This is a genomic window from Kitasatospora sp. NPDC127116 (genome assembly GCF_042677365.1).
GTDB classification, from domain to species: Bacteria; Actinomycetota; Actinomycetes; order Streptomycetales; family Streptomycetaceae; genus Kitasatospora; species Kitasatospora lactacystinica.
The window spans coordinates 46,394-64,473 of record NZ_JBHXTL010000025.1; the positions used below are offsets into that span (position 1 = coordinate 46,394).

Consider the following 18,080-nt stretch of genomic DNA (forward strand, 5'->3'; position numbering starts at 1 on the left):
AGGCGCCGGCGGCCGGATCCGCAGGTCGGCGAGGCCGTGGCGACCGGGCCGGTCTCGTGGACCGGCCCCGGGAGAGGCGCCCGAGGGAGCGGCGCTCGGGGTGGGGCAGGAGCCCGGAGGCAGGCTCTATACGGCGACGAAGGGCTCGGGGTAGCGGCAGAGCCCGCGCGGGGCGCCGTCGTACGCCGCCAGCGGCAGCGCCTGGAAGTACGCCTCCGGCACCTCGAACGGGCCGGAGACCTGGTGCCGCCCGGCCGGCGCGAAGCCGAACCGCCCGTAGTACTCCGGATCGCCGAGGACGACCACGAGCTTCTCGCCCGCCTCCTCGGCCGCCGCCAGCGCGGCCCGGACGACCAGCTCGCCGACGCCCCGGCGCTGCCACTCGGGCGCCACCGCGACCGGCGCGAGCGCCAGCGCCTTGCCGTCGCCGACCCGCAGCCGGGTCAGCAGCGCGTGGCCGATCACCAGCCCGGCACCGTCGACCGCCACCACGGACAGCCCGGGCAGCCAGGCGGGATCGCGGCGCAGCGCGTCCACCAGGTCCGCCTCGTCCGGCCCCGGGAACGCGGCCATGTGGACGCGTCTGGTCGCCGGGACGTCGTCCGGACATTCGACTCTCGTTGTGACCTGCATTGAGTCAACCCTCCCTGTGTCACACACCGTTGTGGACCGGCCCCGGACGACGGGCGAGCCGTCCGGGGCCGTTGCAGGTTAGCGGATGACGCGACGTCAGGACTTGGGCTGAGCCTCGCCCTTGGCGTCCTCGCGGACCTTCGGCTGGGCGTCCACGCCGGCCTCGCGACGCTGCGCCGGGGTGATCGGGGTCGGGGCGCCGGTCAGCGGGTCGCCGCCGGTGGACGTCTTCGGGAAGGCGATGACGTCCCGGATGGTGTCGTACCCGCCCAGCAGCGTGACGATGCGGTCCAGGCCGAAGGCGACGCCACCGTGCGGCGGCGGGCCGTAGTTGAAGGCGTCCAGCAGGAAGCCGAACTGCGAGGCCGCCTCCTCCTCGGAGAGGCCGATCGCGTCGAACGCCCGCTTCTGCACGTCGCGCTGGTGGATACGGATCGAACCGCCGCCCAGCTCCGAGCCGTTGAGGACCAGGTCGTAGGCGTTGGAGAGCGCCGAGCCCGGGTCGGTGTCGAAGGTGTCCAGCGACTCCGCGGTCGGGGCGGTGAACGGGTGGTGCACCGCGTGCCAGCCCTGGAACTGTCCCTTGTCGTCCTCGATCGGCTCGAACATCGGGAAGTCGACGACCCAGAGGAAGGCCCACTGGGACTCGTCGATCAGCTCGCAGCGGCGGCCGATCTCCAGACGGGCGGCGCCGAGCAGCTCCTGCGAGGCGCGCTCCTTGCCGGCCGCGAAGAAGATCGCGTCGCCGTTCTTGGCGCCGGCGGCGGCGGCGAGGCCGGCCAGGTGCTCCTCGGAGAGGTTCTTGGCGACCGGGCCGCGCAGCTCGCCGGTCTCGGCGTCGATGAGCACGTAGGCGAGGCCGCGGGCGCCGCGCGCCTTGGCCCAGTCCTGCCAGGCGTCCAGCTGCTTGCGCGGCTGCGAGGCACCGCCGGGCATGACCACGGCGCCGACGTACGGGGCCTGGAAGACGCGGAAGTCGGTGCCCTTGAAGTACGCGGTCAGGTCGGTGAGCTCCTGGCCGAAGCGGACGTCCGGCTTGTCCGAGCCGTAGCGGCCCATGGCGTCCGCGTAGGTCATCCGCGGCAGCGGGTTGGGGATCTCGTAGCCGTGGACCTCGCGCCAGACGGAGCCGATGATCTTCTCGCCGAGGGCCAGGATGTCCTCCTGGTCGACGAACGAGGCCTCGATGTCCAGCTGGGTGAACTCCGGCTGCCGGTCGGCGCGGAAGTCCTCGTCGCGGAAGCAGCGGGCGATCTGGTAGTAGCGCTCCATGCCGGCCACCATCAGCAGCTGCTTGAACAGCTGGGGCGACTGCGGCAGGGCGTACCAGTGGCCGGGCTGGAGGCGGACCGGGACCAGGAAGTCGCGGGCGCCCTCGGGGGTGGAGCGGGTGAGGTACGGCGTCTCGATGTCGAGGTAGTCGTTCTCCTCCATCACCCGGCGGATGATGTTGTTGACCTTGGAGCGCAGGCGCAGGCCCTTGGCCGGGCCCTCGCGGCGCAGGTCGAGGTAGCGGTAGCGGAGGCGGACCTCCTCGTTGACCGTGCCCGGCTCGTACTCGGCGACCGGGAAGGGCAGCGGGGCGGCCTCGGAGAGCACCTCGATCGCGCTGACGACGACCTCGACCGCGCCGGTCGGGATGTCCGGGTTCTCATTGCCCTCGGGGCGGACCCGGACGTCGCCGACGACCTTGACGCAGTACTCGGCGCGCAGGCCGTGCACCGAGTCGAGGTCGCGGACCACGATCTGCACGGTGCCGGAGGCGTCGCGCAGATCGATGAAGGCGACGCCGCCGTGGTCGCGGCGGCGGGCGACCCAGCCGGCCAGGGTGACGGTGGTGCCTGCGTGCTCCGGGCGGAGCGTGCCCGCGTCGTGCGTGCGGATCACAGCTGCTTCTCCTTCAGGGTGGTGACGAGTGCGTCGAGGGCGACGGGGGCCTGTTCGCCGGTGCTCAGGTCCTTGAGCTGGACGACGCCCTCGGCGAGGTCCCGGTCCCCGGCGATCAGGGCGAAGCGGGCGCCGGACCGGTCGGCGGACTTCATGGCGTTCTTGATGCTCTTGACGCCGAAGGCGAGGTCGGTGGCGACGCCGGCCCGGCGCAGCTCGACCACCTTGGCGAACAGGATGTTCTTGGCCTCCTCGCCGAGCGCGACGGCGTAGACGGAGGTGGCGGCCGGCAGGTCGAGGTCCACGCCCTCGGCCTCCAGGGCCAGGAAGGTGCGGTCCACGCCGAGGGCCCAGCCGACGGACGGCAGCGCGGGGCCGCCGATCATCTCGGACAGGCCGTCGTAGCGGCCGCCGCCGCCGATGGCGGACTGGGCGCCGAGGCCGTTGTGCACGAACTCGAAGGTGGTGCGGGTGTAGTAGTCCAGGCCGCGGACCAGCTTCGGGTCGTCGACGAAGGCGACGCCGTTGGCGGTGAGCAGCTCGCGGACCTTCTCGTCGTACGCCTTGCACTCCTCGCACAGGTAGTCGCGGAGCATCGGGGCGTCGGTGAGCTGGGCCTGAACCGACTCGCGCTTGTCGTCGAGGACGCGCAGCGGGTTGATCTCGGCGCGGCGGCGGGTCTCCTCGTCCAGGTCCAGGCCCGAGAGGAACTCGATCAGGGCGGCGCGGTAGACCGGGCGGCACTGCTTGTCGCCGAGGCTGTTGAGCAGCAGCGAGTAGTTGCCCAGGCCCAGCGAGCGGAAGGCGTCGTCGGCCAGGATGATCAGCTCGGCGTCCAGCGCCGGGTCCTCGGCGCCGATCGCCTCGGCACCGACCTGGGAGAACTGGCGGTAGCGGCCCTTCTGGGCGCGCTCGTAGCGGTAGTACGAGCCGGAGTACCAGAGCTTGACCGGCAGGTTGCCCTGCTTGTGCAGGTTGGCCTGGAGGGCGGCGCGCAGCACCGAGGCGGTGCCCTCCGGGCGCAGCGCCAGCTCGTCGCCGCCCTTGGTGGTGAGGGTGTACATCTCCTTGGAGACGATGTCGGTGGACTCGCCGACACCGCGGGAGAACAGCTTCACGTCCTCGAAGACCGGGGTCTCGACGTAGCCGTAGCCGGCCCGGCGGGCGGGTGCGGCGATGCGCTCGCGGATCGCCAGGAACGTCGCGGAGCTGGGGGGCAGCAGGTCGTAGGTGCCCTTGGGGGCGGTGAAGGTGCTCAACTTCTCTTCCGTCACATTCCTCGTCGCGGGAAAGCCGGGGCGCCGGCCGCCCCCGCTGCCTGTCGGAGGTAGGGGTTGGTGGCGCGCTCGCGGCCGATGGTGGTCTGACCGCCGTGGCCGGAGAGGACCACGGTGGAATCGTCGAGGGGCAGGCACACCCGGGCCAGCGAGTTCATGATCGCCGCGCTGTCCCCGCCCGGGAGGTCGGTACGCCCGATGGAGCCGGCGAACAGCAGGTCGCCCGAGAACAGCACCGGGGGGAGGTCCTCGGCACCGGGCGTCCGGAAGGTCACCGACCCCCCGGTATGGCCCGGGGCGTGGTCCACGGTGAGCTTCAGGCCGGCCAGCTCCAGCACGCTGCCGTCGGTGAGCTCGCGCACGTCGTCGGGCTCGCCGACGGTGAGCTCGCCCATCAGCTGGGTGCCCAGGGAGCGGCCGAGCGCCTTCTCCGGGTCGGACATCATGTACCGGTCCTCGGGGTGGATCCAGGCCGGGACGCCGCGGGCGCCGCAGACCGGGACCACCGAGGCCACGTGGTCGATGTGGCCGTGGGTGAGCAGCACGGCGACGGGCTTCAGCCGGTGCTCGCGGACCATGTCCTCGACGCCGCGGGCCGCCTGGTGGCCGGGATCGACGATGACGCACTCCTCGCCCGCCGCCGGGGCGACCAGGTAGCAGTTGGTGCCCCAGGCTCCAGCGGGGAATCCGGCGATGAACACGCGCGTCCTTCGGGTGTGCGGCGGTCGGCTGCGGCGGCTACCAGTGGTGATCGCTGCCAGTGGTGATGTAGGTGCAGCCTACCGGCGCCGCGGGTCCGGTTGCGAACCAGATAGGGGTGACGGGGCGCCGCGGCCCGGCAGGTTCACCGGGTTCTTACAGGCCCGGTCCCTACACTTGGCCGCCGAGGGATGCGATGATCCGCTCCGGAATCCATCCACTTTTCCCGCACATCCGTAGGAGACACGGCCGGTGGTCAGCAGCGAACAACGGCGGCGGCAGCTCGCCCGAGACAAGTACGAGCGCCAGTTGGAGCGCCGGGTCGCGGCCGCGGCCGCACGCAGGCGGCGCAACACGATCCTGGGCGCCTCGCTCGCCGTCGTGGTGCTGGCCGGCGGTGGCACCCTGATCGCCACCGGCGCGTTCAGCTCGGACGACAAGGGCGACAAGAAGGCCTCGGCGAACAGCGCCCAGGCGGCGCCGACCAGCACCGACGAGCCGTCCACCCCGACCCGCAAGCCGGTCGAGGGCTGCGCCGCCCCGGCGCCGGGCGCGCCCAACGGCAAGCAGTGGCAGGCCGAGCCGGCCATGACGGTCGACCCGGGCGGCTCGTACGCCATGACGCTGGACAGCAACTGCGGCAAGGTGACGATCGCGCTGGAGGCCGCGAAGGCCCCGCACACCGTGAACTCCTTCGCCTTCCTGGCCGGCGAGCAGTACTTCGACCACACCAAGTGCCACCGGCTCACCACCGACGGCATCTTCGTGCTCCAGTGCGGCGACCCGACCGCCAGCGCGACCGTCCCGGGCGGCACCGGCGGCCCCGGCTACAAGTTCGCGGACGAGAACCTGACCGGCGCGACCTACCCGGCCGGCACCGTGGCGATGGCCAACTCCGGCCCGGGCACCAACGGCAGCCAGTTCTTCCTGGTCTACAAGGACACCAAGCTGCCGCCGAACTACACCCCCTTCGGCAAGATCACCGGGGGCCTGGACGTGGTGCAGAAGATCGCCGCCGCGGGCACCCTGGAGGGCTCGCCGGACGGCCACCCGATGGCCGACGTCACCTTCAACTCCGTTACGGTGGCGAAGGGTTGACCTACTCCGGGGCCCTGCGGGGGCGGCCTGCGCGCCGTCCCCGCAGGGCCCCGGACCGAAATCGCCCGGCCCGGATGCGGACAGCACCGGTCCCGGTCGCCTATGTTGGCGTTGTATAGGGTGCCCGCACCCGCCTGGCCGTCACCCTCGGCAGCAAGGCACGGCGGACGGGGACGGCGGACTCTTTCGGTCCGTCGCACATCAACTGTGGACGACGGACGCGCGCCGCCCCGGCGCGGGCGCGACGTCATGTGGAGGACGCGCTATGAGCAGCGACCCGTGGGGCCGTGTGGACGAGCAGGGCACGGTCTACGTCAGGACGGCCGACGGTGAACGCGTCGTCGGTTCCTGGCAGGCCGGCTCGCCCGAGGAGGCCCTCGCCTACTTCGAGCGCAAGTACCAGGGCATCGAGGTGGAGATCGGCCTGCTGGAGAAGCGGGTGCGCACCACCGACCTGGCCGCCAAGGACGCCCAGACCGCGCTGGAGCACCTGCGCGCCCAGGTGGTCGAGGGACACGCGGTCGGCGACCTGGAGGGCCTGGCCAAGCGGCTGGACACGCTCGCCGGCGAGATCGAGAGCCGGCGCGAGGAGCGCAAGGCCGCTCGCGCCAAGGCCCAGGACGAGGCCCGTACGGCCAAGGAGGCCCTGGTCACCGAGGCCGAGCAGCTCGCCGAGTCGACCCAGTGGCGGGAGGCCGGGGACCGGCTGCGCGCCCTGGTGGACACCTGGAAGGGCCTGCCGCGGCTGGACCGCAAGAGCGACGACGAGCTGTGGCACCGCTTCTCGCACGCCCGCTCGGTCTTCTCCAAGCACCGCAAGGCGCACTTCGCCACCCTGGACGCCGAGCGCGAGAAGGCGCGGCAGACCAAGGAGGCGCTGGTCACCGAGGCCGAGGCGCTGTCCTCGTCCACGGAGTGGGGCAGCACCGCGGCCGCCTACCGCGACCTGATGGCGCGCTGGAAGTCCGCCGGCCGGGCCCAGCGGGACATCGAGGACGAGCTGTGGGCGCGGTTCCGCGGCGCCCAGGACGTCTTCTTCCAGGCCCGCTCCTCGGTGTTCAGCGAGCGGGACGCCGAGCAGGTGGAGAACCAGAAGCTCAAGGAGGCGCTCGCCGCCGAGGCCGAGGCGATCCTGCCGATCACCGACCTCAAGACCGCCAAGGCCGCGCTGCGCGAGGTCAACGAGCGCTGGGAGGCCATCGGCCACGTGCCGCGCGAGGTCCGTCCGAAGCTGGACGGCCGGCTGAACACGGTCGAGCGGGCCATCCGCGAGGCCGAGGACGCCGAGTGGAAGCGCTCCAACCCGGAGGCCAAGGCCCGCGCGGCCGGCATGGTGGGCCTGTTCCAGGCCAAGGCCGACAAGATCCAGGCCGACCTGGACAAGGCCCGCGCGGCCGGCAACGCGTCCAGGACCGCCAAGCTGGAGTCCGAGCTGGCCGGCGTGCAGACCCTGCTGGAGCAGGCGCACCGGAGCCAGGAGGAGTTCAGCGGCTGACCGCCCCGAGCGCTGAACGGCGAAGGCCCCCGGGAACGCTCCCGGGGGCCTTCCGCGTACCCGCGCGCTACTTGCGGGCGGAGGTGACGCGGTAGACGTCGTACACGCCCTCGACGCCGCGCACCGCCTTGAGCACGTGGCCCAGGTGCTTCGGGTCGCCCATCTCGAAGGTGAAGCGGCTCATCGCCACCCGGTCCCGGGAGGTCTGCACCGCCGCCGACAGGATGTTGACGTGCTGGTCGGAGAGCACCCGGGTGACGTCCGAGAGCAGCCGGGAGCGGTCCAGCGCCTCGACCTGGATGGCCACCAGGAAGACCGAGGACTGGGTGGCCGCCCACTCGACGTCGATCATGCGCTCCGGCTGCTGGCTCAGCGCCTCCACGTTGACGCAGTCGGCGCGGTGCACCGAGACGCCGTTGCCGCGGGTCACGAAGCCGACGATCGGGTCGCCGGGCACCGGGGTGCAGCAGCGGGAGAGCTTGACCCAGACGTCCTCGACGCCCTTGACGATCACGCCCGGGTCGCCCTTGGCCCGGCGGCGCACCGCGCGGCGGTTGTCGTGGGTCGGGGTGGCGGTCTCCGCCAGGTCCTCGGTCGCCCCCTCCTCGCCGCCGAGCGCCTGCACCAGCTTCTGCACGATGTTCGGCGCGGCGACGTGGCCCTCGCCGATCGCGGCGTAGAGCGAGGAGATGTCGGGGTAGCGCATCTCGTGGGCCAGGGTGACCAGCGAGTCGCCGGTCAGGATCCGCTGGATCGGCAGGCCCTGCTTGCGCATCGCCCGGACGATCGCCTCCTTGCCGTGCTCGATCGCCTCCTCGCGGCGCTCCTTGGAGAACCAGGCGCGGATCTTGTTGCGGGCGCGCGGGGACTTGACGAAGCCCAACCAGTCCCGGGAGGGTCCGGCGTTCTCCGCCTTGGAGGTGAAGACCTCGACGGTGTCGCCGTTCTCCAGGGTCGACTCCAGCGGCACCAGCCGCCCGTTGACCCGGGCGCCTATCGTCCGGTAGCCGACCTCGGTGTGCACCGCGAAGGCGAAGTCGACCGGGGTGGCCCCGGCCGGCAGGGCTATCACGTCACCCTTGGGGGTGAAGACGAAGACCTCGTTGCTGGCCAGGTCGAAGCGGAGCGACTCCAGGAACTCGCCCGGGTCGGCGGTCTCCTTCTGCCAGTCCAGCAGCTGCCGCAGCCAGGCCATCTCGTTGACGGCGCCGGCCTTGTCCTCCTTGCGGACCTGGGTCGGGGTGTCGGTGCGGACCTTGGACGCCCCGGCCACCGCGCGCTGCTTGTACTTCCAGTGCGCGGCGATGCCGTACTCGGCCCGCCGGTGCATGTCGAAGGTGCGGATCTGCAGCTCGACCGGCTTGCCCCCGGGACCGATCACCGTGGTGTGCAGCGACTGGTACATGTTGAACTTGGGCATCGCGATGTAGTCCTTGAACCGCCCCGGCACCGGGTTCCACCGCGCGTGGATGGTGCCCAGCGCCGCGTAGCAGTCGCGGACGGTGTCGACCAGGACCCGGATGCCCACCAGGTCGTAGATCTCGGCGAAGTCCCGGCCCCGGACGATCATCTTCTGGTAGACCGAGTAGTAGTGCTTCGGCCGGCCGGTGACGGAGGCGGTGATCCGGGCGCCGCGCAGGTCCGCCTGGACCTGGTCGATGACGGTCGCCAGGTACTCGTCCCGCTTGGGGGCGCGCTCGGCGACCAGCCGGACGATCTCGTCGTACATCTTGGGGTAGAGGATCGCGAAGGCGAGGTCCTCCAGCTCCCACTTGATGGTGTTCATGCCCAGCCGGTGCGCCAGCGGGGCGTAGATCTCCAGCGTCTCGCGGGCCTTCTTCTCCTGCTTCTCCCGCTTGAGGTAGCGCATCGTGCGCATGTTGTGCAGGCGGTCGGCGAGCTTGATCACCAGGACCCGCGGGTCCTTGGCCATCGCCACGACCATCTTGCGGACGGTCTCGGCCTGTGCGGCCTCGCCGAACTTGACCCGGTCCAGCTTGGTGACGCCGTCCACCAGCAGGGCCACCGAGTCGCCGAAGTCCTTGCGCAGGGTCTCCAGGCCGTAGTCGGTGTCCTCGACGGTGTCGTGCAGCAGCCCGGCCATCAGGGTCGGGGCGTCCATGCCGAGCTCGGCCAGGATCGTCGCGACGGCCAGCGGGTGGGTGATGTACGGGTCGCCGCTCTTGCGCTTCTGTCCGCGGTGCCACTTCTCGGCCACCGCGTACGCCTTCTCGATGTCGCGCAGCAGCGCCGGGTCGGCCTTGGGGTCGTTCGCCCGGATCGAGCGGAACAACGGCTCCAGGACGGGGTTCAGCACGCTGGAGCGCTGGCCGCCGAGGCGGGCCAGGCGGGCGCGCATGCCGCCGGTGGAACCGCGGCCGGACGGGCCGAGCGAACGCGAGGAGGTCGGCGCCGGGCGTGCCGGGGTGGCCCCCGAGGGCGTGGGACGGTCTTCGGGGGCGGCCGCTGCGGCCGTGGGCACAACCTCGTCGGGCAAGGACAACTCCTCGGGGCACCGGGGCCGGCCCCTGCCGGGGCCCGGACGTTCGGGGACAACCGGGAGGGGATGAATCTTCATGGTACCGAGCCGGGCGCCGGGGTGTTCATCCGGCCGGGCCAGGAAACGGAAGGACGGCGGTCGGATGTTCCGACCGCCGTCCTCCTGACGTATCCGTCAGACCGTGACCAGCGTCTCCAGCGGAGCGCCGCCCAGGTGCCCGGCCAGCCGCTCGCGGCCGTCCAGGAAGCCCAGCTCCATCAGCACCACGACGCCCGCCAGCTCGGCCCCGGCCTCCTTCACCAGGTCCAGCGAGGCGCCGATGGTGCCACCGGTGGCCAGCACGTCGTCCACCACCAGCACCCGCTCACCGGGCGCGAAGGCGTCGCACTGCACCTCCAGCGTCGCCGAGCCGTACTCCAGCTCGTACGAGCGCCGGAACACCTCGCCGGGCAGCTTGCCCTGCTTGCGGATCGGCACGAAGCCGAGCCCGGCCGCGAAGGCCGCCGGGGCCGCCAGCACGAAGCCGCGCGCCTCCAGGCCCACCACCTTGGTCGCACCGAGCTCCGCGGCCCGGTCCGCCAGCGCCCGGGTGAGGGCGCCGAAGGCCTCGGCGTCGGCGAGCAGCGGCGCGATGTCCTTGAACAGCACACCCGGCTTCGGGTAGTCCGGGACGTCCCGGATCCGGCTGTTCAGCAGCTCGGCCAGTGCGGTGTCGGCGGTGGTCACGGTGGTGTCCTTCACGGTCTGGTGGGGCCCCGGGGTCGTGGTCGGGGTCAGCGCTTGGTGGACGGACGGCCCTTGGCACGGGAGGTGCCGGCCGAGCGGCCACGCTGTCCGACCATACCCGCAGGCTGCTCCTCGCCCGTCGGCTCCTCGTCCGCGGCCTCGGCCTTGGCGGCCGCGGCGGCGCGGTGCTGGAGGACCCGCTTGCGCAGCGCCTTCATATCCGGCTGCTCCTCCTTGAGCTGCGCCAGCAGCGGGGTGGCGACGCAGATCGAGGAGTAGGCACCGGCCGCGAGGCCGATGAACAGCGCGAGCGAGATGTCGTTCAGGGTGCCGGCGCCCAGGAGGCCGCCACCGATGAACAGCAGTGCGGCGACCGGAAGCAGTGCCACCACGGTGGTGTTGAGCGAGCGCACCAGGGTCTGGTTGAGGCCCGCGTTCGCGGCCTCGCTGTAGGTGAGCTTGTTCTGCTTGGTGAGCCCCTTGGTGTTCTCCTTCACGGTGTCGAAGACGACGACCGTGTCGTAGAGCGAGTACCCGAGGATGGTCAGGAAGCCGATCACCGTACCCGGGGTGACCTCGAAGCCCACCAGGGCGTACACGCCGATGGTGATCAGGAGGTCGTGGATGAGGGCGACCAGGGCGGACACCGCCATCCGCCACTCGAAGGCGATCGCCAGGTAGACCGTCACCAGGACCATGAAGACGATCAGACCGGTGAGTGCCTTCTGGGAGATCTGCTTGCCCCAGCTGGGGCCGATCACCTGGGCCTCGACGGTGTCCAGCGGCACGTCGAGCTTCTGCGAGAGCTCGGCGCGGATCTGGTCGGAGCTCTTCGGCTCCTCGGTGCTGACCTGGATGCGGATCTTGCCGTTGTCGGTCGACTGCACCAGCGGGTGCGAGGAGACGACCCCGTCCGCGGTTTCCTGTGCCTGGGAGACCGTCAGGCCGGGCTTGGCCACGGTGTAGACCGAGCCGCCCTTGAACTCGATGCCCAGGTGCAGGCCCATGGCCAGGCCGATCGCCGCGACCAGCACGATCACGCCGGAGATGGAGTACCAGAGCTTGCGGCGTCCGACGAAGTCGAAGCTGACTTCACCCTGGTAGAGCCGGTGGCCCAGGTTGGAGAAGCGTGACACGGTGTCAGGCCTCCTTCACGGCGGCAGAGGAGGGGTTACGGCGACGGCTGCTGCGCAGCGGCGGGCGGGCGCCCAGCCGCTTCGGGTCCAGGCCGGACCACGGGTGGCCGTTCAGGAAGAACTTGCGGCGGGCCAGCAGCGTGATCAGCGGCTTGGTGAAGAGGAAGATCACCACGACGTCGAGCGCCGTGGTCAGACCCAGGGTGAACGCGAAGCCCTGGACCTTGCCGACCGAGACCACGTAGAGCACGGCGGCACAGAGGAAGGACACGAAGTCCGAGACCAGGATGGTGCGCCGGGCGCGCGGCCAGGCCCGCTGGACCGCCGGGCGCAGCGGGGCGCCCTCGCGGACCTCGTCGCGGATGCGCTCGAAGTACACGATGAAGGAGTCCGCCGTGATGCCGATCGCGACGATCGCACCGCAGACCGCCGGCAGGTTCAGCGCGAAGCCGATCGCGTTGCCGAGCAGGCTCATGATCGAGTAGGTCAGGGCCGCCGAGACGAGCAGACCGGCGATCGAGACCAGGCCGAGGCCGCGGTAGTAGACCAGCGAGTAGGCGACCACCAGCAGCATGCCGATCGCGCCGGCCACCAGGCCGGCCTTGAGCTGGTCGCTGCCGAGCGCCGGGGAGACGGTGGTGATGTCGCTCTTGACGAACTCCAGCGGCAGGGCGCCGTAGCCGAGCACGTTGGACAGGTCCTGCGCCTCGGTCTGGGTGAAGCGGCCGGTGATCACGGCGCTGCCGCCGGGAATCGCGTTCTTGACCTCGGGGTGCGAGACGACCTGGTTGTCCAGCACGATCGCGAACTGGTTGTTCGGCGGGGCCTGGGTGGCGAGCTGGCCGGTGATCTTGGTGAAGTCGTCGGTGCCGGTGCCGTTGAACTGCAGCTGGACCTGCCAGCCGGCGCCCGACTGGGTGTCGAGGCTCGGCTGGGCCTTGGAGACGTCCGAGCCCTTCACGGCGACGGGGCCGAGGGCGAGCTTCTCGTAGTAGCCGTTCTCGGGCTTCTGCGAGCAGGCGACGACGGCCTTGTCATCGGCGCCGGTCTGGGCGGTGCGGACCTCGGGCTTGGAGCAGTCCAGGGCGGCGAACGCGGCCGTCAGCTCCGGCGGCACGGTGCCCTGGGTCATCGCGGCGGTGAGGTCGGCGGCGCTCGGCGGGGTGGCCGCGGCACTCGGGGCGCCGGTGGCGGCTGCGGAGGGCGCGGTGCTCGCGCCGGTGGCGGCGGCGGTCGGGCTGGCGCCCTCGGCGGCCAGGGCCTCGCTCGCGGGGCGGCCCTGCTTGGTGGCGCTCGCGGACGGGCTGCCGGTCGCGCTGGCGGACGGGGTCGCCCCCGGGGTGCCGGTGGCGCCCGCGGACGGGGTGCCGGTCGGCACCGGAGCGGTGACGCCGCTGGGCGCCACGGCCAGGACCGGACGGAAGAACAGCTTGGCGGTGGTGCCCACCTGGTCCGCCGCGTTCTGCTGGTTGCCGCCCTTGGGGATGTTCACGATGATCGTGTTGTCGCCCTGGGTCTGGACCTCCGCCTCGGAGACACCCATGCCGTTGACGCGGCGCTCGATGATCCCGGTGGCGATGTCCATGTTGGACTTGCTGATCGCCTTGGGATCGGTCGACTTCGCGGTCAGCGTGATGCTGGTGCCACCGGCGAGATCGATCCCGAGCCTGGGCTTGGTGGTGCCCGTCCCGAACATGAGGGCGACCAGTCCGACGGTGACGACCAGGATGAGGGCCAGCGCCCGCCCTGGGTAGCCGTCGCGCGGGCGCGACTTGGGTGTTGCCACCTTGCTCGTTTCTCCCTGTCCATGCCACTTCCCCGACCGGACCCCCGTCCGGCTCGTGGCGGGACAGGGGTCCGGCGGTTCTGCGGCCCTGAGGTCCTGTGGGCTCGCGGCACTGTGCCGCGCGGCCGGGCGGGTTGCCCGTCCGTACTACTTGCTCGCGGGAGCCCCGCCCTCGACGTCACCCTTCTCGGCACTGTCCTTGCTGAGCGACAGCGGCTTGTCCTCGACCGGCTCGGCGTCGGCGTCCTCGGCCTCCGGCTCGGGCAGCTCGTCATCGGCGGGGCGGCCGTTGATGATCGCGTCGTACTCCTGGGGGTCCAGGACGGCCGCGATGGCGCTCTTGGTGAAGTGGGTGACCACGCCGGGCGCGATCTCCAGTTCGACGGTCTCGTCGTTGACCGCCTTCACCTGGGCGTAAAGACCGCCGATGGTGCGCACACCGGCCCCCGGCTCCAGCGCGGTCTGCATCTGCTGCATCTGCGACTGGCGCTTCTTCTGCGACCGGAACATGAGCACGATCGCGATGATCGGGAGGAGAAGGATGATGAGGTTCACTGCAGCCAGGGTCCTTTACGGGCCGCCGGCCGGCGGCCTGTGTGGTATTGGTCGGCCCGTCAGGTGAGAGGGGCGGTCCGGCGGAGTCTAGGCGACCCCGAATCGATCGGACAACGCCAAGCATCGCATCCTGCCACCGAAAGTGGCGAGCCTCCGCCTGCACAGTTTCCCCGGACCTCACTCCCGGCTCCTCCGTGTGCCACCACGGAAGCACCGGGTGGGAACCGACCGGACCGACTCACCCGTTCAGCCGATGGCGGTCAACTTTCATCGGCGGGGAACAGCTCCGGTTGCGCCGGAACACGTCCGCGAATGGTCTGGACCGGCGGGGTCAGACCGAGGTGCTGCCAGGCCGCGGCGGTGGCGATCCGGCCGCGCGGGGTGCGGGCGAGCAGGCCCTCGCGGACCAGGAACGGCTCGGCGACCTCCTCGACCGTCTCGGACTCCTCCCCCACGGCGACCGCCAGTGTCGACAAGCCGACCGGACCGCCGCCGAACAGCCGCAGCAGCGCGTCCAGCACCGCGCGGTCCAGCCGGTCCAGGCCGCGGGCGTCCACCTCGTAGACGTCCAGCGCCTGGGCGGCGATCTCGACGGTGACCTGCCCGTCGTGCCGGACCTGGGCGTAGTCGCGGACCCGGCGCAGCAGCCGGTTGGCGATGCGCGGGGTGCCGCGCGAGCGCCCGGCGATCTCGGCCGCGCCGGCCGGGTCTATCTCCACGTCCAGCAGCGCGGCCGAGCGGTGCACCACCCGCTGGAGCTCGGCCGGGGCGTAGAACTCCATGTGCCCGGTGAAGCCGAAGCGGTCGCGCAGCGGCGGCGGCAGCAGGCCGGCCCGGGTGGTGGCGCCGACCAGGGTGAACGGCGGCAGCTCCAGCGGGATGGCGGTGGCGCCCGGACCCTTGCCGACGATCACGTCGACCCGGAAGTCCTCCATCGCCATGTAGAGCATCTCCTCGGCCGGCCGGGACATCCGGTGGATCTCGTCGAGGAAGAGCACCTCGCCCTCGGTGAGCGAGGAGAGGATCGCCGCGAGGTCCCCGGCGTGCTGGATGGCCGGGCCGGAGGTGATCCGGATCGGCGCGCCCAGCTCGGCGGCGATGATCATGGACAGGGTGGTCTTGCCGAGCCCGGGCGGCCCGCTCAGCAGCACGTGATCGGGCGCGCTGCCGCGCTTGCGGGCGGCCTGGAGCACCAGCGACAGCTGCTCGCGCACCCGCTCCTGGCCGATGAACTCGTCCAGCAGCTTGGGGCGCAGCGCCGCCTCCACCGCCTGGTCCTCACCGTCGGCGGCGGCCGTGACCAGCCGGTCGGCGGGTTCCGGGTCGTACATCGTCGCGGGCTCCAGAGTCTCCAGTATCGACAAATGGACAGATCGTCAGGTGGTCAGCGGGCCCGGTTGAGGCCGCGCAGGGCGAGCCGGAGCAGGGCGCCGACGTCCGGCGTCGCCTGCGCCTCGGCCTCCGGGGTGACGGCCGCGACCGCCTCGTCCGCCTCGCGCGGGGCGTACCCCAGGCCGGTCAGCGCGGAGTGCAGCTGATCGCTCCACGGCGCCGGGCCGGTGGCGATCGGCTTCTGCGCCGGGACAGCGCCGTGCGGGGCGCCGAGCTTGTCCTTGTACTCCAGCAGCAGCTTGGCCGCCTTGGCCTTGCCGATGCCCGGCACCGCGACCAGCGCCTTCTCGTCGCCGCCCGCGACCGCGGCGCGCAGCGCGTCGGGGCTGTGCACCCCGAGGATCGCCTGCGCCAGCTTGGGACCGACGCCGGGCGCGGCCTGGAGGATCTCGAACACGCCGCGCTCGTCGTCGTCCGCGAAGCCGAACAGGGTCAGCGAGTCCTCCCGGACCACCAGCGAGGTGGCCAGCCGGGCCGGCTCGCCCAGCCGCAGCCCGGCCAGCGTGTTCGGGGTGCACTGCACGGCCATGCCCACCCCGCCGACCTCGACCACCGCGGTCCCGGAGGAGATGGCCGCCACGGGCCCTTGCACGAAGGCGATCATCGGACGGTGCCTTTCGGAGGAGTGGAGCGGGGGGTGGCCCGGGCGGCCCGGACGGCGGCCTCCAGCCGGTTGGTCGCCCCGCCGCGCCAGATGTGGCAGATGGCCAGCGCCAGCGCGTCGGCGGCGTCGGCCGGCTTGGGCGGCGCGTCCAGCCGCAGCAGGCGCTGCACCATGGCCGTGACCTGCGCCTTGTCGGCCCGGCCGGAGCCGGTGACGGCGGCCTTGACCTCGCTGGGGGTGTGCAGGGTGACGGGGATGCCGCGCCGGGTGGCGCAGAGCATCGCGACGGCGCTGGCCTGGGCGGTGCCCATCACGGTGCGGACGTTGTGCTGGGCGAAGACCCGCTCGACGGCGACCAGGTCGGGCCGGTGCTCGTCCAGCCAGGCCTCGATGCCCTGCTCGACCTGGAGCAGCCGCTCCCCGATCTCGGCCTCGGCGGGGGTGCGCACCACGCCGACCCCGGCCATCCGCAGCGGCCGGCCCGGCGCACCCTCGACCACGCCGACCCCGCACCTGGTCAGCCCCGGGTCCACGCCCAGTACCCGCACCACTCGCCCGTCTCCCTGTCACTCGCCACGAAGGACCTCCGCAGGCTACCGCCCGGGTCCGACAACCCCACCGACGACACCGGCCCGGTGGTCCAGGGACCACCGGGCCGGGCAGTGAGAACGGTCACTCACCGACGATCACTGGGCAGTGATCACTCGGCGTCGAGCTGCGCGCCGACCTCGTCGGAGATGTCGAAGTTGGCGAAGACGTTCTGCACGTCGTCGCTGTCCTCCAGGGCGTCGATCAGCTTGAGGATCTTGCGGGCGCCGTCGACGTCCAGCTCGACCTGCATGCTGGGGAGGAAGTTGGCCTCGGCCGAGTCGTAGTCGACGCCGGCGTCGACCAGCGCGGTGCGCACGGCGACCATCTTCGAGGCCTCGGAGACGATCTCGAACGAGTCGCCGAGGTCGTTGATCTCCTCCGGCTCCTGGTCGAGGACGACCTCGAACAGCTTGTCCTCGTCCACGCCGTCGGCCTTGGGGACGATGACGACACCCTTGCGGGTGAACAGGTACGACACCGAGCCCGGGTCGGCCATCGAGCCGCCGTTGCGGGTCATCGCGACGCGCACGTCGGAGGCCGCGCGGTTGCGGTTGTCGGTGAGGCACTCGATCAGGACCGCGACGCCGTTCGGGCCGTAGCCCTCGTACATGATGGTCTGGTAGTCGGCGCCGCCGGCCTCCAGACCGCCACCGCGCTTGACGGCGCGGTTGATGTTGTCGATCGGGACCGAGCTCTTCTTGGCCTTCTGGATGGCGTCGTAGAGGGTCGGGTTGCCCGCCGGGTCGGGACCGCCCGTGCGCGCCGCCACCTCGATGTTCTTGATCATCTTGGCGAAGAGCTTGCCGCGCTTGGCGTCGATCACGGCCTTCTTGTGCTTGGTGGTAGCCCACTTAGAGTGGCCGGACATCGCCAGCTCCTTTACGTCGCCAAAGGGAAATGAACAGATGAGATCTTACCGGTGTCGTCACCGGTGAAGCGCACACGGTCAGCGCGTGGTCGACGCCGTCAGCGCGCGTCCCCGGCGAGGTGCTCCTCGACCATCCGCACGAAGTACGCGTGCACCCGGTGGTCGCCGGTCAGCTCCGGGTGGAAGGAGGTGGCGAGCAGGTTGCCCTGGCGCACCGCCACGATCCGGCTCTCCGGGCCGTCCGCGGCGGGCAGCTCGGCCAGCACCTCGACGCCCGCGCCGACCGACTCGACCCAGGGGGCGCGGATGAAGACGCCGTGCACCGGCGCGTCGGCCAGGCCCGTGAAGTCGATCCCGGACTCGAAGGACTCGTTCTGGCGCCCGAAGGCGTTGCGGCGCACCGTCATGTCGATGCCGCCGACGGTCTCCTGGTCCTCGCGGCCGTCCAGGATCTTGTCCGCCAGCATGATCATGCCCGCGCAGGTGCCGTAGACCGGCATCCCGGCGGCGACCCGCTCGCGCAGCGGGTCCATCACGCCGAACAGCAGCGCCAGCTTGGACATGGTGGTGGACTCCCCGCCGGGGATCACCAGCGCGTCGACCTCGGCCAGCTCCTCGGCGCGGCGCACCGGACGGGCGAGCGCGTCGGCCTCGGCCAGCGCCACCAGGTGCTCGCGGACGTCGCCCTGGAGGGCGAGGACGCCGATGACAGGAGTGCTCACGGTCTTCAACCTCTATCGATCGTTACGACGGACTACGTGGCGCGGCCCGCGCCCGGCCCGGGGGGGGCGGGGGGGCCGCCCCCCCCGCACACGCGGCGAGCACCCCCCCGG

Annotated in this window: 16 protein-coding genes; 2 read left to right on the forward strand and 14 right to left on the reverse strand. The window is 71.7% G+C overall.

All coding sequences use genetic code 11. The annotated features are described in order from the left end of the window. Positions 1-126: 126 nt before the first annotated feature. From ACFVHV_RS13180 to ACFVHV_RS13195, 4 genes are all read right to left on the reverse strand, one after another. Positions 127-633, reverse strand: coding sequence for a GNAT family N-acetyltransferase (locus tag ACFVHV_RS13180; RefSeq protein ID WP_380351195.1), 507 nt, complete (start codon positions 631-633; stop codon positions 127-129). A gap of 96 nt (positions 634-729) precedes the next feature. Beyond that, positions 730-2,520 carry an aspartate--tRNA ligase gene (gene aspS, locus ACFVHV_RS13185; protein ID WP_359897463.1) on the reverse strand — a complete coding sequence of 597 codons (1,791 nt, stop codon included), beginning with the start codon at positions 2,518-2,520 and terminating at the stop codon, positions 730-732. Then, positions 2,517-3,779: a histidine--tRNA ligase gene (hisS, locus tag ACFVHV_RS13190; RefSeq protein ID WP_359897464.1), complete on the reverse strand. Its 1,263-nt coding sequence runs from the start codon at positions 3,777-3,779 to the stop codon at positions 2,517-2,519. The genes aspS and hisS overlap by 4 nt, the downstream gene beginning before the upstream one ends. 11 nt (positions 3,780-3,790) lie before the next feature. After that, positions 3,791-4,498 (reverse strand): MBL fold metallo-hydrolase, encoded by a 708-nt coding sequence (locus ACFVHV_RS13195; RefSeq protein WP_380351198.1) that lies wholly within the window; start codon positions 4,496-4,498, stop codon positions 3,791-3,793. Between the two features lie 250 nt (positions 4,499-4,748). Between ACFVHV_RS13195 and ACFVHV_RS13200 the strand changes: the two genes are divergently transcribed. Together ACFVHV_RS13200 and ACFVHV_RS13205 are read left to right on the forward strand one after the other, a co-directional pair. Further along, the gene (locus ACFVHV_RS13200) at positions 4,749-5,594 is read left to right on the forward strand and encodes a peptidylprolyl isomerase (protein ID WP_380351199.1); all 846 of its coding nucleotides are present in this window, start codon (positions 4,749-4,751) and stop codon (positions 5,592-5,594) included. Between the two features lie 265 nt (positions 5,595-5,859). After that, complete coding sequence (locus ACFVHV_RS13205) at positions 5,860-7,089, forward strand: DUF349 domain-containing protein (RefSeq protein WP_359897468.1); 1,230 nt, start codon at positions 5,860-5,862, stop codon at positions 7,087-7,089. Positions 7,090-7,156: 67 nt separating this feature from the next. Here ACFVHV_RS13205 and ACFVHV_RS13210 read toward each other — a convergent pair whose 3' ends face one another. The 10 genes from ACFVHV_RS13210 to pdxT form a co-directional block, all read right to left on the reverse strand. Next, complete coding sequence (locus tag ACFVHV_RS13210; protein ID WP_380351201.1) at positions 7,157-9,667, reverse strand: RelA/SpoT family protein; 2,511 nt, start codon at positions 9,665-9,667, stop codon at positions 7,157-7,159. Positions 9,668-9,763: 96 nt separating this feature from the next. After that, entirely contained in the window at positions 9,764-10,315 is a 552-nt protein-coding gene (locus ACFVHV_RS13215) for an adenine phosphoribosyltransferase (protein ID WP_359897469.1), read from the reverse strand. Positions 10,316-10,362: 47 nt separating this feature from the next. After that, positions 10,363-11,451: a protein translocase subunit SecF gene (secF, locus tag ACFVHV_RS13220; protein ID WP_359897470.1), complete on the reverse strand. Its 1,089-nt coding sequence runs from the start codon at positions 11,449-11,451 to the stop codon at positions 10,363-10,365. Between the two features lie 4 nt (positions 11,452-11,455). Then, positions 11,456-13,237 carry a protein translocase subunit SecD gene (gene secD / locus ACFVHV_RS13225; protein ID WP_359897471.1) on the reverse strand — a complete coding sequence of 594 codons (1,782 nt, stop codon included), beginning with the start codon at positions 13,235-13,237 and terminating at the stop codon, positions 11,456-11,458. Between the two features lie 147 nt (positions 13,238-13,384). Continuing rightward, complete coding sequence (yajC, locus tag ACFVHV_RS13230; RefSeq protein ID WP_359897472.1) at positions 13,385-13,792, reverse strand: preprotein translocase subunit YajC; 408 nt, start codon at positions 13,790-13,792, stop codon at positions 13,385-13,387. A gap of 260 nt (positions 13,793-14,052) precedes the next feature. Further along, positions 14,053-15,123, reverse strand: coding sequence for a Holliday junction branch migration DNA helicase RuvB (gene ruvB / locus ACFVHV_RS13235; protein WP_380351210.1), 1,071 nt, complete (start codon positions 15,121-15,123; stop codon positions 14,053-14,055). 53 nt (positions 15,124-15,176) lie between these two features. Beyond that, positions 15,177-15,788, reverse strand: coding sequence for a Holliday junction branch migration protein RuvA (ruvA, locus tag ACFVHV_RS13240; RefSeq protein WP_359897474.1), 612 nt, complete (start codon positions 15,786-15,788; stop codon positions 15,177-15,179). Continuing rightward, complete coding sequence (ruvC, locus tag ACFVHV_RS13245) at positions 15,785-16,336, reverse strand: crossover junction endodeoxyribonuclease RuvC (protein ID WP_359897479.1); 552 nt, start codon at positions 16,334-16,336, stop codon at positions 15,785-15,787. Before ruvC ends, ruvA begins: the two co-directional genes overlap by 4 nt. Positions 16,337-16,488: 152 nt before the next feature. Then, on the reverse strand, positions 16,489-17,247 hold the full coding sequence (locus ACFVHV_RS13250; protein ID WP_049651428.1) for a YebC/PmpR family DNA-binding transcriptional regulator: 759 nt from the start codon (positions 17,245-17,247) through the stop codon (positions 16,489-16,491). Positions 17,248-17,345: 98 nt separating this feature from the next. Continuing rightward, a complete protein-coding gene (gene pdxT, locus ACFVHV_RS13255; protein ID WP_359897475.1) occupies positions 17,346-17,969 on the reverse strand; it encodes a pyridoxal 5'-phosphate synthase glutaminase subunit PdxT in 624 nt (207 codons plus the stop codon). Positions 17,970-18,080 lie beyond the last annotated feature (111 nt).